This is a genomic window from Phenylobacterium sp. (genome assembly GCF_030679875.1).
Lineage (GTDB): Bacteria > Pseudomonadota > Alphaproteobacteria > Caulobacterales > Caulobacteraceae > Phenylobacterium.
The window spans coordinates 104,555-125,615 of the sequence record NZ_JAUXSP010000019.1; the positions used below are offsets into that span (position 1 = coordinate 104,555).

18 protein-coding genes are annotated in these 21,061 nt (G+C 62.4%); 11 read left to right on the forward strand and 7 right to left on the reverse strand.

Going from position 1 to position 21,061, the window contains the following annotated elements; all coding sequences use genetic code 11:
* Positions 1 to 703 precede the first annotated feature (703 nt).
* The 3 genes from Q8K84_RS11685 to Q8K84_RS11695 all read right to left on the reverse strand — a co-directional run bounded on the left by Q8K84_RS11685 (position 704) and on the right by Q8K84_RS11695 (position 3,163).
* The gene (locus tag Q8K84_RS11685) at positions 704 to 2,404 is read right to left on the reverse strand and encodes an IS66 family transposase (RefSeq protein WP_305282788.1); all 1,701 of its coding nucleotides are present in this window, start codon (positions 2,402 to 2,404) and stop codon (positions 704 to 706) included.
* Positions 2,405 to 2,477: 73 nt separating this feature from the next.
* Positions 2,478 to 2,825: an IS66 family insertion sequence element accessory protein TnpB gene (gene tnpB, locus Q8K84_RS11690; RefSeq protein ID WP_305282789.1), complete on the reverse strand. Its 348-nt coding sequence runs from the start codon at positions 2,823 to 2,825 to the stop codon at positions 2,478 to 2,480.
* On the reverse strand, positions 2,822 to 3,163 hold the full coding sequence (locus Q8K84_RS11695; RefSeq protein ID WP_305282790.1) for a transposase: 342 nt from the start codon (positions 3,161 to 3,163) through the stop codon (positions 2,822 to 2,824). Before Q8K84_RS11695 ends, tnpB begins: the two co-directional genes overlap by 4 nt.
* A gap of 20 nt (positions 3,164 to 3,183) precedes the next feature.
* On the opposite strand from Q8K84_RS11695, the gene Q8K84_RS17420 reads away from it, so the two are divergent.
* The 3 genes from Q8K84_RS17420 (at position 3,184) to Q8K84_RS11705 (ending at position 5,209) form a co-directional block, all read left to right on the forward strand.
* A complete protein-coding gene (locus Q8K84_RS17420; protein ID WP_370867867.1) occupies positions 3,184 to 3,612 on the forward strand; it encodes a GNAT family N-acetyltransferase in 429 nt (142 codons plus the stop codon).
* A 104-nt stretch (positions 3,613 to 3,716) separates the two neighbouring features.
* Positions 3,717 to 4,361, forward strand: coding sequence for a hypothetical protein (locus Q8K84_RS11700; protein WP_305282791.1), 645 nt, complete (start codon positions 3,717 to 3,719; stop codon positions 4,359 to 4,361).
* Positions 4,362 to 4,609: 248 nt separating this feature from the next.
* Entirely contained in the window at positions 4,610 to 5,209 is a 600-nt protein-coding gene (locus Q8K84_RS11705; RefSeq protein ID WP_305282792.1) for a C39 family peptidase, read from the forward strand.
* Between the two features lie 572 nt (positions 5,210 to 5,781).
* Here Q8K84_RS11705 and Q8K84_RS11710 read toward each other — a convergent pair.
* The 3 genes from Q8K84_RS11710 to Q8K84_RS11720 all read right to left on the reverse strand — a co-directional run bounded on the left by Q8K84_RS11710 (position 5,782) and on the right by Q8K84_RS11720 (position 9,061).
* Positions 5,782 to 6,807, reverse strand: a complete 1,026-nt coding sequence (locus Q8K84_RS11710) for a calcium-binding protein (RefSeq protein ID WP_305282793.1) — start codon at positions 6,805 to 6,807, stop codon at positions 5,782 to 5,784.
* 319 nt (positions 6,808 to 7,126) lie between these two features.
* Positions 7,127 to 7,597, reverse strand: a complete 471-nt coding sequence (locus Q8K84_RS11715) for a hypothetical protein (RefSeq protein ID WP_305282794.1) — start codon at positions 7,595 to 7,597, stop codon at positions 7,127 to 7,129.
* Between the two features lie 1,086 nt (positions 7,598 to 8,683).
* Positions 8,684 to 9,061, reverse strand: coding sequence for a hypothetical protein (locus Q8K84_RS11720; RefSeq protein ID WP_305282795.1), 378 nt, complete (start codon positions 9,059 to 9,061; stop codon positions 8,684 to 8,686).
* A 909-nt stretch (positions 9,062 to 9,970) separates the two neighbouring features.
* Here Q8K84_RS11720 and Q8K84_RS11725 point away from each other — a divergent pair.
* From Q8K84_RS11725 to Q8K84_RS11755, 7 genes are all read left to right on the forward strand, one after another.
* A complete protein-coding gene (locus tag Q8K84_RS11725; RefSeq protein WP_305282796.1) occupies positions 9,971 to 10,351 on the forward strand; it encodes a hypothetical protein in 381 nt (126 codons plus the stop codon).
* A 134-nt stretch (positions 10,352 to 10,485) separates the two neighbouring features.
* A complete protein-coding gene (locus tag Q8K84_RS11730) occupies positions 10,486 to 10,704 on the forward strand; it encodes a hypothetical protein (RefSeq protein ID WP_305282797.1) in 219 nt (72 codons plus the stop codon).
* Positions 10,705 to 10,961: 257 nt separating this feature from the next.
* Positions 10,962 to 12,797 (forward strand): class I SAM-dependent DNA methyltransferase, encoded by a 1,836-nt coding sequence (locus tag Q8K84_RS11735; RefSeq protein WP_305282798.1) that lies wholly within the window; start codon positions 10,962 to 10,964, stop codon positions 12,795 to 12,797.
* Entirely contained in the window at positions 12,794 to 14,131 is a 1,338-nt protein-coding gene (locus Q8K84_RS11740; RefSeq protein WP_305282799.1) for a restriction endonuclease subunit S, read from the forward strand. The genes Q8K84_RS11735 and Q8K84_RS11740 overlap by 4 nt, the downstream gene beginning before the upstream one ends.
* Entirely contained in the window at positions 14,128 to 14,658 is a 531-nt protein-coding gene (locus Q8K84_RS11745) for a hypothetical protein (protein ID WP_305282800.1), read from the forward strand. Before Q8K84_RS11740 ends, Q8K84_RS11745 begins: the two co-directional genes overlap by 4 nt.
* A complete protein-coding gene (locus Q8K84_RS11750) occupies positions 14,655 to 17,756 on the forward strand; it encodes a type I restriction endonuclease subunit R (RefSeq protein ID WP_305282801.1) in 3,102 nt (1,033 codons plus the stop codon). The genes Q8K84_RS11745 and Q8K84_RS11750 overlap by 4 nt, the downstream gene beginning before the upstream one ends.
* A 236-nt stretch (positions 17,757 to 17,992) precedes the next feature.
* Positions 17,993 to 18,460, forward strand: coding sequence for a hypothetical protein (locus tag Q8K84_RS11755; protein ID WP_305282802.1), 468 nt, complete (start codon positions 17,993 to 17,995; stop codon positions 18,458 to 18,460).
* Positions 18,461 to 18,689: 229 nt separating this feature from the next.
* Here Q8K84_RS11755 and Q8K84_RS11760 read toward each other — a convergent pair whose 3' ends face one another.
* Complete coding sequence (locus Q8K84_RS11760; protein ID WP_305282803.1) at positions 18,690 to 19,295, reverse strand: hypothetical protein; 606 nt, start codon at positions 19,293 to 19,295, stop codon at positions 18,690 to 18,692.
* 175 nt (positions 19,296 to 19,470) lie between these two features.
* On the opposite strand from Q8K84_RS11760, the gene Q8K84_RS11765 reads away from it, so the two are divergent.
* Positions 19,471 to 20,892, forward strand: coding sequence for a hypothetical protein (locus tag Q8K84_RS11765; protein WP_305282804.1), 1,422 nt, complete (start codon positions 19,471 to 19,473; stop codon positions 20,890 to 20,892).
* Positions 20,893 to 21,061 lie beyond the last annotated feature (169 nt).

The window sequence follows — 21,061 nt, forward strand, 5'->3', positions numbered from 1 at the left end:
ATAGCAATTGTATCCATTAGTTCATACGCATTTCTATGGGCATATTATCTACGATAACGCCACCCCTAACAGCCACATTTATTAAAACGTATAGCTTAGAAAATGGTATGGCATTCAACACCGATAAGTAATGTGTAGCAAATGGCTCGGGGACACGGCCACCACTATGGCGAACCCTATCCGCACCCCTAAGCCCATTATTGGTGCCTTTTACCCAATGCGATTTGCTTATGTAGCTGACCTGATAAGCTGGGTTACCCAGTGCGCTAACGAATACCGGCCGGACAATATAATCGTCACCTCGATAGGCGGGTTTTTTGGCCACCCTGCCCCTTAGAAAGCTAGCCATTTCCCCGGTGCATATGCAGTGGAAATGGAGAACGAAAAGCTCGTTATCGACGTCGAACTCGCCATCCAGCTTGGCAATCAAATGGCCCTTCAAACCTTGAGCCTCTTGCCGACGAAAGTTTTCCTCGAACTCCCTTAGGATGCTGAGCACCCGGCCTGTCGTTAGTTCCTCAGGCTTTAGGACCCATTTTTTGGACATAACGGTAGCGGCGTAAGCGCTATAACCCCGTGGCCCTAGCTCGCTTAGAAGCCGCAGGATTGCTCCGGTTATCCGAACCTGCACCCAGCGAAAATGTACCCATCCGGCGTGGGCCGCAGCCGGTGAAGGATCGCGAAGCAGATCTGGCTGGTCTGCTCAGGCCGCGGCGGCGGTGAGCGCCTCTTGGCGCAAAGCCTTCCAGTTCCAGGGCAGGAGCTCCTCGATCCGGTGAGCTGGATGGGTGGCGATGCGGGCGAGCACATCGGCGAGCCAGGCGTGGGGATCGACGTCGTTCATCTTGGCCGTGACGATCAGACTGTACATGGCTGCGGCCCGCTGACCGCCCCGATCTGAACCGCAGAACAGCCAGGACTTACGGCCGAGCGCGATGCCGCGCAGGGCGCGCTCGGCGGCGTTGTTGCTGAGGCAGACCCTGCCGTCATCGAGAAACAGGGTGAAGGCGGGCCAGCGCTTCAGTAGATATCTGATCGCCTTGTAGAGGTCGTGGGTGCGGGAGAAGCTGAATTGCTTCTCCTCGAGATAGGCGTGCAGCGCCAGGGCGATCGGCTTGCTCAGCTCCTGCCGGACGGCGTGGCGCGTCTCGGGGGGCTGGCCATTGATGTCGCGCTCGATGTCGAAGAGAGCGTCGATCCTGCGGACCACCTCAAGGGCGACGGGCGAGACCACGACGGGCTTCTTGCCTGCAGCCTTGCGACGGGCGGCCTCTTGGAGATCGGCGAAGATGAAGAACGGCCGGCGCGCGTGGGCCCAGCAGGCGGCCTGCAGGATCTGTCCGGGGGTGCGATCTGGCGCATAGAGCTTGTCGTAGCCACTGAAGGCGTCAGCCTGGAAAACCCCAGACCACTGGGCAAGATGGGCCTGCGGGTGCACGCCGCTGCGATCGCGCGAATAGTAAAACATCGCGGCGGGTGGGTCTGTGCCGCCGAACGGCTTGTCGTCGGCGACATAGCCCCAACATCGGGCGATATCGGTCTTGCCGGCGGCGAGAACGGGCACGGTCGTGTCATCGCCATGGAGCCGCTCGGCTGAAAAGACGTGGCGCTCCAGCGCGCTCAAGATCGGGCTGAGCGCGAAGCAGCCGGCGCCCACGGCGTCGGCCATGGTGGACAAGGCGATCGGAACGCCCTCCAGGGCGTAGCGCTCACAGAGGCGGTTGAGCGGCTGGTGGGCGCCGAACTTCTCATAGAGGATCATCGCCAGCAGGCTGGGGCCGGCCCATCCCCGGGGAATGACGTGGAAGGGCGCCGGCGCCTGGCTGATCTTCTCGCAGTCTCGGCAGGTGAACTTCTCGCGCACCGTCTCGATCACCTTCCACTGGCGGGGGATGGACTCCAGGGTGCGGGTCACGTCCTCGCCGAGCTTGCGGAGCCGGCCGCTGCCGCAGCAATCGCACGCCGTCGGCGGGGCGAGCACGACGCGCTCCCTGGGCAGATGATCGGGAAAGGTGGTGCGAGGCTGGGGGCGTTTGCGCACGAAGCCTGCCACGGTCGTGGTCTTGGCTACGGCGATCTCGGCGGCGATCTCATCTTCGGTGGCGCTGGCCTCGCGCTCCTCGAGCTCAAGCTCCATCTGGTCCTGGAGCTGGGCGCCACGCTCCTTGCGTGACCCGTAGACCTGGCGCTCCAGCTTGGCGATCTTGAGCGCCTGATGGGTGATGAGGGCTTTGTCCTCTGACGCCATGGCCTTGGCCACGGCCAGCTCGGCAGCGACATCGAAGTGCTTCTGCTCGGCGCTCGTCGCCTTATCCTGGGCCTCGCCGGCCTTGGCGAGCGCGATCTTCAGCGCTGCCTTGAGCGCTTCGACATCGTCCGGAATGGGCAGGGCCGTGACGTCCATAACCCTGATGGAATCATACTTTTGCGCGCTTGTGGCGCCCCTAAATGCAGGCCCAGAAAAGAAAAATGAGCCCCTATCCGGCGCTGGTCGGACGCCAGGTGTGCTGGGGGTTACGCCAGTCGATCCCCTCCAGCATGTAGCCCAGCTGGGCCGACGTCAGGGCGACCGCACCGCCCTCCGTGGCGGGCCACACAAACCGCCCGCGGTCCAGGCGCTTGGCGTAGAGCGACATGCCCAGGCCGTCATGCCAGATGATCTTGACCAGGCTGCCGCCGCGGCCTCGGAACACGAATAGATCGCCGGCATGGGGATCGCGCTTCAAGTGCTCCTGGACCAGCAGGGCCAGGCCCTGCATGCCCTTGCGCATGTCTGTGTGGCCAGTGGCGATCCAGACCCTGACGCCCGATGGAACTGGGATCATCGAAGCGCCCGGAGCGTGGCGGTGACCAAGGCCGCGGGCGTGTCGGCGCTGATCGTCACCCGGGCGCCACGCGGCAGATCAACGACGATGGCGGGCCCCAGGCTCGCAGCCGGCCCAACGTCCGCGCCGCCATCGACGACAACCGCCGGGACGAAGCCGCCCTCATCGCGGGCGGCCAACACTTCGCGTCGCCACTTGTAGATCAGGCTCGTGGCGACCTCGTACTGCCGCGCCACGTCTGACACCACGGCGCCGGGCGAGAAAGCCGCCATCAGGATCTCGCGCTGCTCGTCTGCGCTCCAACGACGACGGCGCTCGGGCCCCGTCATCAACGTCATATGGGCCATGCTGCACAGCTATGAGCGCTCATAAGGTCTCCTTACGAGCGCAGCATCACGTCCAGGCTACCCCTCAGCAAGGCGGCCGACGGCGGAGGGGTACCGTCAATCTCGCCGTCCAACTGCTTGAGGATGGACGGGTCATCGGATCGGTTAGGCTGGGGCTGGATGGGCAAGATGGGGCCGACCTAGGTTACGTCTTCGGAAGTTCCTGGTGGGGCGTCGGTTACGGCTACGAGGCAGCGTCAGCGGTTCTTGCAGCTGCGTTTGAGACGCTTGAGCTCCATCGGGTCTGGGCGACCTGCGATACGCGCAATGCCGCCTCGGCCAGACTTCTGGAGAAACTCGGAATGCGCCAGGAGGGAATGATGCTCCAAGACCGCAAGGTTAGGGATGGGGGGCGCGACACTGGCCTGTTTGCCCGGCTAAATGAAGAGTGGCGCGCCTGACCTGGCAGATGAATGTCCGCAGTCTGGCTCGGGGTTTATGCCCGCTCCTGGCGCATCTTTGCCATCGCCCTCATCGCCGAGCGGGCGGCCGCATTGCGGACGTCATGAACCGCCGGGAAGGGTGGGAAGCTGACTTCGTGTCGGGCAGACTGGCGAGGGCGCTGCAGCCTGGGTTGCTAGGTCGATTGCCAATGAGGATAGTCATTTCCGCCATCGCCCTCCTTGCGCTGGGGGTCTCAAGCGGTGCCGACGCCGCACCAATATTCACGGACATGTATCGCGTACGCGTCGTGGCCGGTCACTATACGGGGCTGTACGAGAGTGTCGCGCTGCGGAAGGTCGCGTCATCCGGAGGTCCGTTCTGGATGGCCGAGCGCCGCAAACGGACGACGGCGGGCATCACGGGGCCGACCGTTCAAATCGAACGTCACTGGATAGACGGGAGGCAATGCCCAGCCCTCGCAATGGTCGTCGAGAGTATCGCCGCCATTCCTCAGCCAAAGACTTCAGCGTCGATTCCGCCGTTCCATGGCGCGCGTGTCTACCTGGGCTCTAATGAGGCCGACAGCGGCTACGCTGTGCGGTCCGACTACGAGGGGCCGATCACCGCGTGGTGGAGGCAGGCCGAGGAAACGCTCAAGCCATGCTGGGGCACGCCGATTTTCACCAGCGACGGCGAACGTCTGCCACTCACGCTTGAACTAGACACAGATGAGGAACCCTACAGGGCTTTGGAACGCATGGAGTAACCGCCCGATCGCGGACTATGCAATGTCCGCAACGGGGTCGGGTTCAGCCGCAACCAATGGGCCGGCAACCGGACCCTCGTCCGGCTGAGGAATGTCTCGAATCCGGCCGTCAGCCAATGACCGCAACTGGCGCGATCCTGAAGTATTGCACCCTGTGAGGCGCGGGCTAGCCCGCTCGCGCCCGGGATAACCAGTCGTGAGCAATGTCCGGATAGCCTGCTGGCGCCGTTGGTCCGGAGGTGAACGCCATGACGTCGCTGTCTCGTCGAACTCTGCTGGGCGTCCCGATTGTCCTACTAGTTCCTGCGTGCGGGCCGAGTGCGCCGTCGGCGAGCCGCGCTTCATTGGTGATCCCACACCTTCGCCAGGAGACTCTGCTTTGCGTCCCAACGGCGGCCGCGATGGTGCTAGCCCACTATGGTGATCCGCAGTCGCCGCGGAAGTTGAAAGCCCTGGCATCTGGGCGTGACTACAATCCAGGTCAACCGTTCGCCGACTATTCGATCACACCCTTCGCGGCCTTGATCTCAGGCCTTAGAACGCTGGGGTACGAGTGGGAAGAAGTCACATTCCCGCAGACTCAAGGCGGTTTCCGTAACGGCGTCAGCTTGATCGAAGCTGATGTCGACCAAGGGCGGCCGCCCTTGGTCGACATCAGCGTCGGCGGCATCGGCCACACTTTGGTTGTCTCGGGCTTCGACCGTGAGCGTCAGCGTCTTACGTTTGTGGACCCAGACTTGCCAGACCCCGGCGTGTCGTCGGCAACCTACAAAGAGTTCGAAGCCGTCTGGAACGAAGCGGCCTACGGCGGCGCCTTTAGAGCGATGATCCGTACATCAAGGGCGTAACAGGCCCACCGGCGTGACGACGTAGTCAGCAACCGGCGCCACGTTGTCGTCGACGACCCGCCCGATCGCTCCAGACCTCGCAGTCCTAACGGTCGAGATGGCGCCGATGCGCGCGCCAATCGGCCTGGGTCAGCCGCCAGTAGGCCTTGTTTCTGACCCCCTCCACATAGCTGTCAGTCGCCATACCGACCGGCGGCGAGGTCTCCGACATCAAGGGCTACGGCTCGCTGTGGTCTAGTCAGGGCCTCAGCCAAAGGTGCTCATGGGCGACAAGGGCTATGACACCGACGCCATCTTGGGCGACCTCGAAGCCCGAGGGATCGAGCCCGTCAACCCGCCCAAGCGAACACGCGGGATCTGCGGGCCGATCAGCGGCCAACTCTATGCACGGAGGAATCTCGTCGAGCGGTGCTTCTCCACGCTCAAGCACAGCCGCAGACTGGCCACCCGATATGACGGGGCCGCGACAACTATCACGGCTTCACACACGTCCCCTCGGCTCGACTATGGGTTAGACACCTCGTCAACAGAGCCTAGGCTAGCGGCCAGTGTAATCTTCTCTGTTCAAACCTCTAGACAGCGAAAATCCAGTCACCTGTCAGGCTGCCAATATCGACGCCGACGAGGACCATCTGAGCCCCGCCAACCATGTTGATCGCAACGTCAGCGCCGACCTGCGCAACTGTGTAAGCTGTGCCTTTCTCGAGCTGCACTCTGTCCCCCTGCGCTCGACTGAAGTCCAACACCATATCGATGCCGGCATCGCCGAAGGTATGGAAGATATCGCTGCCTGCCCCCCCGCTGAGCGTATCAGCGTCCCTATCACCTGAAATCCAATCATCGCCGGGGCCACCGTAGAGCACATCGTTTCCCTTGCCCCCTCGGATAAGGTCACCACCCCCTAAACTCGTCTTGGCGCCGCCATAGCAAGTATCATTCCCGAGGTTTCCATAGACGATATCCCGCCCTTCGCCTCCAATCAGAAGGTCATTGCCTTTTCCACCAACAACCCAGTCATCGCCTTTGCCGCCATTCAGACTATCATCTCCAGCGTTACCGTGAAGGTCATCAAATTCGTCGCTACCTTCAATGGAGTCGTTGCCATCTTCCCCCCGAACATAACCCGATCGACCGACCCTGATGACATCGTCCCCACTCCCACCAAAGACGGTATCGTTTTCCAACATCTGGCTTGTGTTTACAGATGTCGAAATTGTGTCGTTTCCTCCGCCTGCAAAAATAACATCGCTTCCCAACCCCGAATAAATGCGATCTGATAAATCCGAACCATATACAAAGTCATCACCGTCAAGGAACGGATAAAATCCCATTTGTATATCGTAGGCTACATCGGCTAAATTAGTAGATATATCCTCAATTGAACCGACAAATTGCCCACTTGTAAAAACTTCAATTCTATTGACAATGCCGTTTGTCAAAGAATTGTTGCTATTAATACCAAATGTTCCCCACACACGGATTTCGTGGGTGAAATTCGTCAGCTTTGCAAATGAGCTGGAATATTCTTCGACCTCGAAATATTTGATCGTACTCAGTACGTTAACGAAGTTAATCCCGGATACATTTACGATAGCCATAGTTTTAACCCAACCTAACAACTGTATATATTGTGGGGCGGTCTAATTTTCTATCTAGAGATTTTCGACGCTGCCTAGCGCTCAGAAAGTTAGCGACAGAATTAAATCAATAAAATCACCGGCTCCTGTGTGGTGATTTTTAACCACGGTCAGTCAACTCCGCGTTGAAATTTTACTGACCCGGTTCGCGAAAGCTGGATCGTTCTGAGCTAGAATTTTCGGCGCCGGATTTCCCAAACGGGGGCGCGCGAAGGTCCGGTTTCTGATCCGGGCCCAAGGTCTGTTGATGGCGCGATGCGGCGCTACCGGACATGGGCGTTCAGCCTGGCCCTTCGTCGTCTGCCGCAATGCCGAACAGTCGCTCGAATAGATCGGGATCGAGTTCAGTTGGCTCGCCCGGCACGGGTAGGTTGGCCGCCCTACGAAAGTCCCCAATCGCGGCGAGAAGGTCTTCCAACTCTTTTGGCTTGTTTATGCGGCCGGGCGATTTACGTACCGCGTCGACGGCACTCTCCACCTCCTGCAGAGATCTGCTGAGCCAAAGGAGCCTTCGCCGGAGCTTGGCTCGAGCACTGGCGCGAGGCCTTTTGGAAGCACGCCCGAACGTGCTTCGGCGGAAAAGCTCCCGAAGTTCGGCAGGGGAGATGTCGCTCCCATATTCCTCCCGAATCTCGTCGTCGGTGACGCCATCAGGATCGGCCTCCATTCGACGTTGGAAGGCCAACAAAGACTCAAACGAAAAATCGTCTTCGCGAAGCCCTATGCCAGCAAGGCCTTCGTTCTCAGCCATGTCTCTTTCTCGTGTCGCCAGCGGAAAGCGTCAGGCATGCGCCTTCCGCAGTCAGGAGCATGTCCGACTTGGGGCGCGGTGCCAACGTCCGCTCTTGGCGCAGACCTGAAATGGGGCAGCCGGGGCCCTCCCGCGTCAGCTGGTTCACGGTCGGCCGTAAGCTCGCAGCGTCCGCACCGCACGCACTGTTACCAGGCCCCTCCACTCGGCAACGGCAGCCGACCCCGGCGGAGTCCAGTTGATGGGCCATCCGCCGTCATCCTGTTGCGCCTGCTCCAATTGCGTGAGCGTCGTTCAGTCCCAGGCGAGGACCTGGCTCTGTCCTCACAGCAGCGTCAACGAGAGCAAGAGGGTGCTGCTCGGAACCGGACCGGGACTATGGCCCGTGGATGACAATCCCTCGGACCCTGCCATCACAGCACCCCCCATTTCCGCAGATCGCGAGACACTCGCCCGGGCCAACCGGCCCGCCAACCCTGACGCTACGGACTTCGTAGACCGGGTGAGGGCCGTCTTTGGCCCAGGCGTCGCGGTCACATACTTGGGCCCCGCTCGCCCTCGACGCGTTGGGGGGACCCGCCCTCGGGCCGCTAAGTTACAGGGTTATATTCTCTGTTAAGGGTAGTTGCCGGGCTCACAACCTACTGGAAAAGCAGCGTTCTTGACCAAATCCAGTTCCCATCATCCCGAACGCGAGTTCCGTGAAACCCGACCGTGGGGTTCCCACACTCCCGCGCCCCCAGTTCCTGTAGTCCCGAAATCGCCGAGATCGGCCTTCTATGGTGCGGCTGAAGTTCCCCATTTCCCGAGGCTAGTTCCTATAAGCCCGTGCCAACCCCCTAAAAGGGTTCCTGTAATCCCGACTCACGCGCGATTTTGGTTCCCACAATCCCGTGCTCGCCGCCGCCAGCAGAGAAAGCAGCCATTGTGTAGCTTCGCTGGCCCCCTTCCGTTCCGCTCTTGTTCCTGGTTCCTTCCTCGACCCGGGATTTGAGGAACCTCTACTGCCCAGCTTTGTCGGCCTGCCCGGACGATTCGAGCATCAAACCGGGCTGCGACTAGCGGTCGCGCGGGATTAGCGGAACCTCACGCACCGCCGTCGACCTTCAGGTCGGGATTTCGGGAACCACCCAATTGCGAGAGCGCAGCGCGAATGAGCGCATGCTCCATCCATTGGGCCACCCAGGCCGTAGGCGTGCGGGCATAGAACAGTGCGTCGAGGCCGTATTCTGAAGCGGCCGGATCCGACTTGAACATCCGCGTACTCGGAAGCTGGCGCACTAGGCGCTCGGCGAGTTCTTCGGCGCGGCGGCCACGATTGCGCTGAGGTTCGCGGTAGATGATCCAGTCGCCGACGGCCGCCTGGGCGGCGTCTACATAGTTGCGCTGCGTAGGAAAGTGACAGCGGCGCACGGCCTCATCGTCGTAGCCGGAATTCGGCTTGGTATCGAAGACCGCCTTCATCGGTGCAGTGGAGCTTTGCTCGGTGGTCGCGTCAATGGGCGAGCGTCCGGCCTCCGGCGTAGACCACGCGCGCCACTCACCGGCGGCCGGGCGACTGAGATTACCAAGCTGGCCTAGCCGACCAGCCTGCAGCTCCGAGACCGTCCCTCCGCGGCTTCATTCCGAGGGGCCGAACGGCAGGTGATTTCGTTAACGGGGCGGGGGCTGAGCCGGCGAATTTCAATAGTCTTACGGTCGTCCCACGATCGTCTCACATTCTGTCCGATTTTGGCTCACGTGAGCTCGATCTTCTCACTTCCTTCTCACTTCCTTCTCACTTGCTTCTCACTTGCTTCTCACTTGCTTCCTACTTCCTTCCTACTTCCTTCCTATTCGTCTCACGTTTGGCCCTCTGCGCGGTCCATGCGCCACCGCCTCCGGCTGCGCTGGTTGGAGACCCCCTTTTTTGACGTTTCTGACCCCCTTTTCGGCTGCTGTTGTCTCGAGGTTTGGTGATTTTCCGACCCTTAATCTGGCGATAGACCATACGCACCCTCACAGGGTGGGTAAGTCTCTGTAATTTAATGGAAACGCGGCGTGCCCAGTCGTGAAGTGGTAGTACCAGAGCGACTACAGCGCGCTGCTAAGTCTTTGAACTTAAAGCGTGAGATGCCCGAAATTGGTATTACCAACGGTATTCCAGCGGTCCTGCAAACCGGCGATGGCAGAGGCCTTGCGCGCTGAGACGCCAGTCAGGCCGCGAAAGGCCGCTACGACCGGCGAGCCGGTCGCCAAACTGTTAACTGCCTTTGCCCCGGACGACCGGGTGATTGCATCAATTGAAACCGCGACCTTGGGCCGGCGCTCATCCTCGAGAAAGGGAGAAGGAAGGGAGGAGGGGAGCGACGAAGCGTTTGAAGGAGAGATCGCATGTCGCACTCACATGTCTCGGAATCCCCTGGCGGGGGTCAGTTGTCGGCTGAGGCCGCGGCCCTGATCGAGGAGCAGCTTTGTACCTCCATCCCCGATGGCGCCGGGCGGGTCGCCCACCACAATATCGTTCAGCGGCGGCTGAAAGCGGTAGGGGACCGCCTGGGGTACGAGGCCAGATTGGAGCACCACGTCCCGATCGGGTGTCGTGGCGACGCCGGGCGTGTCGATCTGGTCTGGGAGAGCGCCGATGGCCGCCGCCGGGTGGCCTTCGAGGTGGGCTCCTATCGCCGTCGCGGGTCCGCCGCCAAGCTGCTGCACATGGCCACCACCCATCAGCCTGTGTGGGTCTTGATCGGTCCCACCAGCCCGCCGCGCTAGCGCGACCTCGATCTCTCAGAGTTACAGTTCATCTGCGTCGACCGAGAGCGGCTGCCGCCATTCAAGCCCAAGACGCCGCATCATTTCGTCTATGCTGCGGTTGTGCGGCGCGGGCAGGCGGGGTTCACCCGGGCATGATCCGCGCTATCATCCGCCGTGCCCAACCGACCGTCGCTGCAACCCAGGAAAAGATGATGGACAGCGCCAATGACGCCCCGAGACAACCCGCCACCAGCGCTGATCTCGATGCGAGGTTCGAGCAACTTGGGAAGCGGGTCAGCTTCCGCATTGTGCAGCTCTGCTTTGTCGTGGCGCTAACCTACACCGCGGTGCAGATCTGGCTGGCGGGGTAAGGCGGGCCAGCGGGAGGCCGCCTAGGGCGCTGATCCTCAGCGAGTCCGGGGGGCGCTGCAGTCCCTAGCGTGCCGACCGATTGATGTTGGCGCATTCGGATCGTCGCCACAAAAGCTGAGAAAATCTGATCCGGTCCCCGAACCCCTTGCTGTCGCCGGTTGAGAGACGGGCGCCGGGTCAAGGAGCCCAATCACGCGTCTGGGTTGCCAGGATGCGTCCGGATGGTGCTAGCTAAGCCGCTCGGGGGCGTGCGCTTATGAACCACCAGACATTGTCGGCCTTCATCTGGTCCGTGGCGGACCTTCTGCGGGGGGATTATAAGCCCGCCGACTACGCCAAGGTGATCCTGCCCTTCACGGTGCTGCGGCGGCTGGACTGCGTCCTCGCCCCGACGAAGGCCGCTGTGCTGGCGGAGCTGGCGGTGCGCTCTCAGGCCGGCGTGAACCCCGACCCCTTCCTGAAGCGCAAGGCCGGTCAGAGCTTCTTCAACGCCTCGCCCATGGACCTGCAGAAGCTGCTGGGCGACCCGGACAATGTGCGGGCCAACCTGGAGGCCTACGTCCAGGGCTTCTCCGAAGAGGTCCGCGACATCTTCGAGCGGTTCGAGTTCGCCGTTCAGATCGACCGGCTGGCCAAGTCCAAGCTGCTCTATCAGGTGGCCGAGAAGTTCGCGGCCATCGATCTGCATCCCGACCGGGTGACGAACAGCCAGATGGGCTCGGTCTTCGAGGAGCTGATCCGCAAGTTCGCCGAGCTGTCCAACGAGACCGCGGGCGAGCACTTCACCCCCCGCGACGTCATCCGCCTCATGGTGGACCTGCTGTTCGTCGAGGACGATGACGCCCTGACCAAGCCCGGCATCGTCCGCAGCATCTATGACCCCACGGCGGGCACCGGCGGCATGCTCTCGGTGGCCGAAGAGTATCTGACCAGCGGCGGCCATCAGGCGGCGGTGCGGCTGTTTGGCCAGGAGTTGAACCCGGAGTCCTACGCGATCTGCAAGGCCGACATGCTGATCAAGGGTCAGGACGTGTCGAACATCGCGTTTGGCAACACGCTCTCGGAGGACGGTCACGTCGGGAAGACCTTCGACTACATGCTGGCCAATCCGCCCTTCGGCGTGGAGTGGAAGAAGGTCGAGAAGGAGGTCCGGCGGGAGCATGATCAGATGGGCCATGCCGGCCGCTTTGGCCCTGGCCTGCCCCGGGTGTCGGACGGCTCGCTGCTGTTCCTCATGCACATGCTGTCCAAGATGCGGCCCCATGCGGAGGGCGGCTGTCGGTTCGGCATCGTGCTGAACGGCTCGCCCCTGTTCACCGGCGGGGCCGGCAGCGGCGAGAGCGACATCAGACGCCACCTGCTGGAGAACGATCTGGTGGAAGCCATCGTCGCCATGCCCACCGACATGTTCTTCAACACCGGCATCGCCACCTATGTCTGGATCATCAGCAACCGGAAGCCGGACCACCGCCGGGGCCTCGTCCAGCTGATCGACGGCTCGGGCTTCGGCCGCAAGATGCGCAAGACCCTCGGCTCCAAGCGCAAGGAGCTGGGGGAGGCGGAGATCGCCGCGATCACCCAGCTGTTTGGCCGCTGCGAAGCCGCAGATGTCGCTATCACTTTCGACGCCGCCGGCAAGGAGGTGGACCGGGTGGCGGTTCCTGAAGGCGAGGCCGCGCCCGCCCCGCCGGTAGGGGGGAGGGTGAAGATCGCTCCCTTGTCGCGCCTCTTGCCGACCACTGCCTTTGGCTATCGCACCATCACCGTCGAGCGGCCGCTGCTGGACGAGCTAGGCCGCCCTGTGACGTTCGAGAAGGGCAAGAACAAGGGCAAGCCCCAGCCCGACAGCGCCTTGCGGGATACCGAGAATGTGCCGTTGTCCGAGGATGTGCAGGCCTATTTCGAGCGCGAGGTCCTGCCCCACGCCCCCGACGCCTGGATCGACCCCGCCAAAACCAAGGTCGGCTTTGAGATACCCTTCAACCGCCAGTTCTATGTCTTCGAACCCCCACGCCTCCTGGAGGAGATCGACGCAGACCTGAAGTTGGTGACGGACAGGATCAAGGCGATGATAGCGGAGTTGGCCGCGTGAGCCTTCGACATCGAAATGGTTTTAGGGATGCCGGAATCGAGTGGGTAGACAGTCTCCCGACGGACTGGAGGGAAGGCCGCCTTCGATGGCTAGCCCGGCTCTACGCCGGCGGCACTCCTAACCGTGCGGACGAAAGCTTTTGGACAGACGGCACGATCCCCTGGCTGAACTCTGGCACGGTCAATCAGGGGCTTATCAAGGAGCCTTCAGCATTCATTACTGAAGATGCGTTGGCGAACAGTAGCGCGCGGTGGGTTCCTGCTGGGGCTCTGGTGATGGCCCTCGCTGGGCAGGGCAAGACCAAGGGCATGGTCGCGCAAATGGGCTTCACTGCGACTTGCAATCAATCCATGGCGGCTATCGTGCCGAGAAGAGGGGTCGATGCTCGCTACGTCATGTGGTGGCTGACCGCCAACTATCAGAACATAAGAAACATGGCCGGAGGCGACCTGCGCGACGGGCTTAACCTGGATCTTCTTGGCGATATCGGGTGCCCAGTGCCGCCAACTGATGAGCAACAATTCATCGCGTCTTTCCTCGACCGCGAGACGGTCAAGATCGACGCCCTAGTGGATGAGCAGCGGCGGCTCATCGAGCTGTTGAAAGAGAAGCGACAGGCCGTCATCTCCCACGCCGTCACCAAGGGCCTCGACCCCTCCGTGCCCATGAAGGACTCCGGCTTCGAGTGGTTAGGCGAGGTGCCGGAGCATTGGGATCTGGTCAGTGTTGGCCGATCCTGTGAATTGCTGTCATACGGCTTCACCAACCCGATGCCGACCACGGATGAAGGTCCCTATCTGCTGACGGCAAACGATATTGGTGAAAACGTTGTTGCCTATGAAACGGCAAGAAGGACAAGCCGAGAAGCGTTTGAGCAGCTCCTTACCGACAAGAGTCGTCCAAGGCGTGGAGATGTGTTGCTGACGAAGGATGGAACACTTGGCCGACTGGCCGTGCATGACGGCCGAGCCGCGTGTATAAATCAATCCGTTGCGGTTCTCCGCCCGCGGCAAGAAGTTGTTCCTGAGTTTCTCGCCAATGCGTTAGCTAGCGAGCCCTACCAAGGCAGAATGATCTTTGAGGCGGGGGGCACGACAATCAAGCACATCTACGTGAGCAGATTGGCCAAGATGCCGTTCGCCCTGCCCCCAAGGCAAGAGATGACACGCATTGCCAAGTTCGCCAGCGAGCAACGACTTAAGCTTGATGGCCTGAGCCGGGCAGCGGCTGATGTGGAGGCGCTATTGCTCGAGCGACGCGCGGCCCTGATCTCAGCCGCCGTCACCGGCGAGATTGACGTTCGCGCGTCTGAGGAGGGGTCCAGAGCAGCATGAACCTCCAGTCGCTTCTGGCGCGCCTCCCGTCCCTCTCGAATGCAGACCGCGCCCAACTCCGGGCAAACTGCGAGCGTTGGCGTGCGAGCGGGACGGCTGAACAGAAGGCCGCCGCTGAAGCCGTCTTTGAGGCGATGGCAGCGCAGGAGGAGGCAGACGTCGCCAGCCTTTATGAGCGACTAAAGAATCAACCCCTCTCGCATCGTGTGGTCGAGGCCTTTCGCGTCGCACCGATGAGCGAGAATGAGCGCAAGACGATCCAGGCGCTGCTGGACAACCCCGGTGCGTCATCGACCGAGTTGAGCCGTGTGTGCGGACACGACAGCATGATCTGGCAAATGCACTTCGGGAACCTCTGCAAGGAGCGGGAAGCCCGCCTGTGGCCCGCGCCCAAGGCTGAGACCCGTGAGGGGCATTTTTATAGTGGCATCCTGGCGGACATCGATCCTGAGACCAACCGGTTCACCATGAGGCCCGAAGCGGTCGCGGCGTTCGCCGAGCTGGGTCTGAAAGCGCGCCCACGGTGAGTTTGCACCAAGAGGTCAGCTTCGAGGACGAGGTCTGCACCGTCCTTGCCGGCAATGGCTGGCTCTATCAAGTGGGCGACGGGCAGGCCTATGACCGCGCCCGCGCCCTGTTTCCTACTGATCTGATCGCGTGGGTGGCGGCGAGCCAGCCCAAGGCCTGGGAGGCCCTCCAGAAGGCCCACGGGGCAGCCGCAGAGGCCGCCCTACTGGACCGGGCGCGCAAGTCCCTGGACGCCCGTGGAACGCTGGACGTGATCCGCAATGGGATCGACCTGTTGCCGGCCCGGGGCACCATCCAGATGGCGCAGTTCAAGCCGGCCATGGGCATGAACCCGGACATCGTCGCCCGCTACGCCGCCAACCGTCTGCGGGTGGTTCGGCAGGTGCGATACTCTCTGGCCAACGAGAACTGTATCGACCTGGTGCTGTTCCTGAACGGCATCCCCGTGGCGACGGTGGAGCTGAAGACCGACTTCACGCAAGGGGTCGGCGATGCGGTGGACCAGTATCGGTTCGACCGCAATCCGCGCCCCGCCGGCGGCAAGGCTGAACCCCTGCTGACCTTCCCGTCCGGCGCGCTGGTCCATTTCGCGGTGTCGAACCGCGAGGTGCGGATGACCACCAAGCTGGAGGGACCGAAGACCATCTTCCTGCCGTTCAACAAGGGCGACAACGGCGGGGCGGGCAATCCCACGCCGCCCTTCGGCCACCCCACCGGCTACCTTTGGGAAGAGATCTGGAGCCCTGACAGCTGGCTGGAGATCATTGGCCGTTATCTGGTGACCGAGAAGGACGACAAGGGGCAGATCAAGCGTATCCTGTTCCCCCGCTTCCACCAGCTGGACGTGACCCGCAAGCTGCAGGCTCAGGTGCTGGAGGAGGGGGCCGGGGGCCGGTTCCTGGTCCAGCATTCGGCGGGCTCGGGGAAGACCAACTCCATCGCGTGGTCGGCGCACTTCCTGTCGGAACTGCACGACGCCAAGGACGAAAAGCTGTTCTCGACGGTGATCGTCGTTTCTGACCGCCGGGTGATCGATGGCCAGCTTCAGCGGGCGATCTTCGACTTCGAGCGCACCAAGGGTGTGGTCGAGACCATCAAGAGCGAGGGCGAGGCCAAGGGCGAGCAGCTGGCCAAGGCCCTGGCTGGCGGCAAGAAGGTCATCGTCTGCACCATCCAGTCCTTCCCCACGGCGCTGAAGAAGGTCCGCGAGCTGGCGGCCACCGAGGGCAAGCGGTTCGCGGTGATCGCCGACGAGGCCCATTCCAGTCAGACGGGCGAGGCCGCCGCCAAGCTGAAAGAGGTTTTGTCGCCTGAGGAGCTGGCGCAGCTGGCCGATGGCGGCGAGGTGGATGTCGAAGACCTGCTGGCCGCCCAGATGACCGCGCGGGCGAGCGAGACGGGCATCACCTATGTGGCCTTTACCGCCACCCCCAAGGCCAAGACGCTGCAGCTGTTTGGGCGATCTCCGGGGCCTGACGGATTGCCGGAGGCCTTCCACGTCTATTCGATGCGCCAAGCCATCGAGGAGGGCTTCATCCTCGACGTGCTGAAGAACTACACGCCATACAAGATGGCCTTCAAACTGGCCCATGATGGCCAGGAGCTGGACGAGGTCGCCGTCGAGCGCAGCGCGGCCATGAAGGGCATCATGCGCTGGGTGCGGCTGCACCCTTACAACATCGCCCAGAAGGTCCAGATCGTCGTCGAGCACTTCCGCGAGAACGTCGCGCCGCTGCTGGAGGGCAAGGCCAAGGCCATGGTGGTGCTGGCCAGCCGCCAGGAGGCGGTGCGGTGGAAGCTGGCCATCGACCGTTACATCAAGGAGCAGGGCTATCGCCTGGGCGCCCTCGTTGCCTTCTCAGGCGACATCGAGGTGGAGGAGGCCGGCCCTGACAAGGTGACCGAGACCAGCGCGTCCCTAAACCCAGGCCTGAAGGGCCGCGACATCCGCGACGCCTTTGAGGACGAGGCGTTCCACCTGCTGCTGGTGGCCAACAAGTTCCAGACCGGCTTCGACCAGCCCCTGCTGTGCGGCATGTATGTGGACCGCAAGCTAGCGGGCATCCAGGCGGTGCAGACCCTGTCGCGGCTGAACCGCTCGCACCCTGGCAAGGACACCACCTACGTCCTCGACTTCGTCAACAGCTCCGAAGAGGTGCTGGGGGCCTTCAAGACTTACTATGACGTGGCCGAGCTGGAGGGGCTGACCGACCCCAACCTGATCTTCGACCTGCGGGCCAAGCTGGACGCCACGGGCCACTATGACGCCTATGAGGTGGACCGCGCCGCCCGGGTGATCATGGACGTGAAGTCCACCCAGGGCGACCTGATCAGCGCCATGGAGCCTGTGGCCGACCGCCTGCTGAAACTCTATGCCGCCGCCAAGGCCCGTTGGGCCGCCGCCGTGGCGCGGGAGGACGAGAAGGCGACTGCGGAGGCCCACGACGAGATGGAGGCCCTGGTCCTGTTCAAGGGCGACCTGGGCAGCTTCGTGCGGGTTTACACCTTCCTGTCTCAGATCTTCGATTACGGAAACACCGAGATCGAGAAACGCTTCCTGTTCTTCAAGCACCTGATCCGACTCTTGGAGTTCGGCCGCGAGCGCGACACGGTGGACCTGTCGCAGCTGGTCCTGACGCACCACACACTGAGGAGCCTGGGCAAGCAGAACTTCACCCTTGGCGAGGGCGACGCCCCCAAGCTGCCCCCGGTCGGCGAGGTGGGGTCCGGCTCGGTGCAGGAGAAGCAGAAGGCCCTGCTGAACGAGATCATCGCCAAGGTGAACGACCTGTTCGGCAACGACGTGTCCGAAGACCACGCGCTCGCCTATGTGAATGGGTTCCTCCGCAGTCAGATGATGGCCTCTGAGGAGCTGAAGGTTCAGGCCAGGAACAACACGAAGGCGCAGTTCTCCGCCTCACCAAGCCTTCGCGGCCGGCTTTTAGACGCCGCCATGGATAGCGACGCTGCATTCCAGAGCATGAGCCGGCAGCTGCTGGCCTCAGCCGAGAAGCAAGAGGAGCTGCTGCGACTGCTGCTGGGACCAGCGCAGCTCTATGAGGCGTTGCGAGGTGAGCAACCCAAGGGGCGTCCATGACCGGGAAAGGCCCGGCGCGCGGCGGCGCTTCCAAGGCCGCCGTTCGGAAGCGCCGGACCAAGTCAAAGCGGTCGGCTCGCCCGGCCCCCGCTTCTCCGAGAGAACTGAATGTTCGCGCTGGTCCTGTCCTGGCCCGCCTACCGCTGCAGGGGCCGGAGGAGACGCTAACCATCTGGGCGAATGCACTCCGGATTATCTCCACCTCGATAGATGCCGCGAAGCGTCGGGAGGCGCAGATGGTCGCAGACGCTGTCGAGGATGTCTGGGCTATACGCGCTGGCGGTGACCTGCCTGAGGGCTGGTTCAAATGGCCGACGACGAATGCGCCGGGCGGCAACGGCAGCCTTGATGGGTCAAGGTGGCTTGAGATCGGCCCCCTCAAAGCCTTGGGCTACGTGGTGGGAAATGAAGGCAAGCCAGCGGCCTTGCGCCGGGCGATCCTGAAGCGTGTGTTTGAGGGCTCCATACCGCCCCTCTTCCCGCCGACCTACCTCCGGGCCTGGGGCGTTCCGAAGTCTCCCGGGCGCCTGGAGCGGATCGCCGATTCGATTGCCAGCTTCGCCCGTTCCGCAAAGCGCCGCGATCCTGAGGCGCTTGCCGAGGCCATCGCCGATTGGGAGGCTGACTTAAGGCACCTACACTCGACCTATTATGTGGGCCGCTACGGCTTTGCGTGGCCGGCGGTCGGCGTCACCTCTTCCTAAGCGGGGTCACCTGAGCGTCTGCGGGAGCGCGGCGCGCCATGGCTTCGCGGATGCCCTTGCAGTTCTCTTGCTGAGCTCCCAGAGCCGCGCTGGCTCCGCTACGTGCTTCATCGAGGTGGCGATATCGGCGTGGCTAACGGTCAGCATGATGTAGATGGCGCTGGCTCCCGCCCTCCGCCAGCTGGGTGACGAAGGTGTGCCGGAACGAGTGGGGCACGCTGAACGCGCACTAGGTCGCGTGGCCCTTGTAGTAGACGTTATAGGCTGGATTGGCTGGCGTTGGCTGGATCGCCCACTTGGGCGGCGTGCGCTTACCCAGGCCAATCGCAGCCCGAAAGCGTCTTTCGTCGGTCTTGGTGAACCTAGCTCCGCTTTCGAACTTGCTCTCCCTGCGGCTGTTGAAGAATGGGATCGCCCCATTCGCTTTCTGGAAATCGCGAATAAGCCGGGCCTCCACATGTTTGAAGAGATCGGCACGAGCACGGCGGCGCGGGCGGCAGATTCGCACCTCGATGCGGATTTCGTGCCCAAAGGTTCGCACCTCGGTCAGCCAGTTACGAAGGTGGTGGCCCAGGCGTACCGAGGCATCGCCCCGTCCGATATAGAGCACTGGCGAGTAGTCCTCAGGATAGGCAATCGAGAAATCGCCGATCATGCGGATGACGTAGACGCAGCGCTCAAGATCCTTACGCTCGTACCCCTGGGCCTCAAGCGCCGCTCCCAACTCGCGACGCAGGGCTGAGGCCAAGGCCTTGGGCGTGGCATGACCCGACTGTTCGGGATTAAGGACGATGGGGTCTAGCCAAACAAGGTGGCCCTGCAGTTCGGTCGCCATGCAGCTCCGTCGGACCCCCTGGGCATTGGGTTGATCTGTTTTCACGGTAGAGCCCCACCGTCTGGACGCAAGGGTCTCTCGCCGTCCTTGGTCCCCTCGCGAGGACGTCCACGGCTCAAGACTCTCGACTTGGTTGCGTTCGGTGCGCCAACTGGTGAACGGTGAACGTGCCAGCATGAGCGAAACGCCCAATTCAGAGCCTGATCTATCCGTCAGAGAAGTCGGCAAAAAGTTCTCCCTGAGGGGCGAGCAACTCCGGAAGGCGGCACCATTCCTAAAGCTCGACCAGGTCCGGGCTGGCGATGTCTTGATCAGTTGCAGCGAAAACCCGCGCGGAAAGGCGACAGCCATCGGCAGCGACGGGCTCTATTCCCATGCCGCACTCTTTCTTCCGGGTCGGCCCATTCCGGACTTTCCGCCTCATCTCGAGCTCGTCGAGGCCGACGAGCACGGCGTCGGCGCGACTTGGCAGGACATCCTGTCGCTCAGCCAGGGCAAGGTCGCGCCAATACCTGTGGTGTCTTTCCCGGGCCTCCGCCGCCTGCTGCTTCTGCGCCATCCGCAGTTGGCAGCAATGTCACCCGACCTCATCCTCTCTGCCGCCGAACGCCTGCGTGCACAGGAGTTTTACAGGGCCTATTCGCTATATGAGCGCTTGGCACGAGTCTCCTTTCTTGGTCCGCTGTGGCATCCAATTCTGCGGCGAGCTCTCCGCCTGATTGACCGGCGGCGCGCCTACGATCCTGGTGCTTTTTGTTCCGAGCTCGTAGCCAAGTTCTTCCAGGAGCTGGACGTCCCGCTCTTTCACCATCATCTCGAGCCGGCCAGCGTATCGCCCAGCCGCCTTATCGCCCTAGATTGCCGCCTGGTGCTGGCGTCGGCCCAACCCGTCATCTGGGAAGAGAGCCTTGACGTCCATGACGTCGCCACAGGAGTCATCCCATCCAACGCCGGAGGCATTGCTCGCGCGACGTTGTTGCCCCGCCAAGTCCGCCAGCACGAAGCGATGCAAAAGGTCACCAGTGCCGTTGAGGTCTTCAATAAGGGGTTTGAGGCGGTCGGCGCCGAGCGACGCGAGGACGCTCGGGCGGCAAGCGCCGTGCGGGCGCAACTGATTCAATCGCAGGCGTTCGAAGGCGGCACTTGGCATCCTGCTGTCATCCATGCGAGCGCAGCGCGCCTGCTCCGCAGGGTCGACGCCTTGCAGCAACTGGAACATGCGCTCGCCGACCTCGAGTCGGGGCCTGATTGGCTCAGCACTTTGCCCGCGCAGTTTGCACTACGCGAGTTCGCAGCTATGCTTGGTCGAGAGCTTAGTTTTCAGGCGTCACGCCGTCAGGCTCTAGCCGCACTTTGGAGCTCCCGGGGCCGCTGTGGCGGTCCCAAGGCGCGTCGGCGAATCGCCCGCATATCAATTCTGCACCGCAGGGATCACTACAGAGACCTGAACTTCTCAATTCGGCTCGGTAGACCGCGCACAATAGACGCTCTAATGGCAAGTGTCGAGGCTGACCAGCGACAAATACTCGTCGATATATTCGACGGACTGGATACCCAGGCAGGCGGGGGCTGGAGCCGTCCGTGGAGTCGAGAGTGACGCAAGCCCGCGCCCGAGTCCACACGTCCTAACTTTTCGGCTCGGCACCACCCGAGCCCGCAAGCGGAAGCTCGCAGCTCAATAGATCGATGGACTTGGGACCCGCTCCGCCGCGACCTCGTAGATTGCTGGCCCCTGAGCAGGCTCGCGGCTTTTTATGACCGCGACG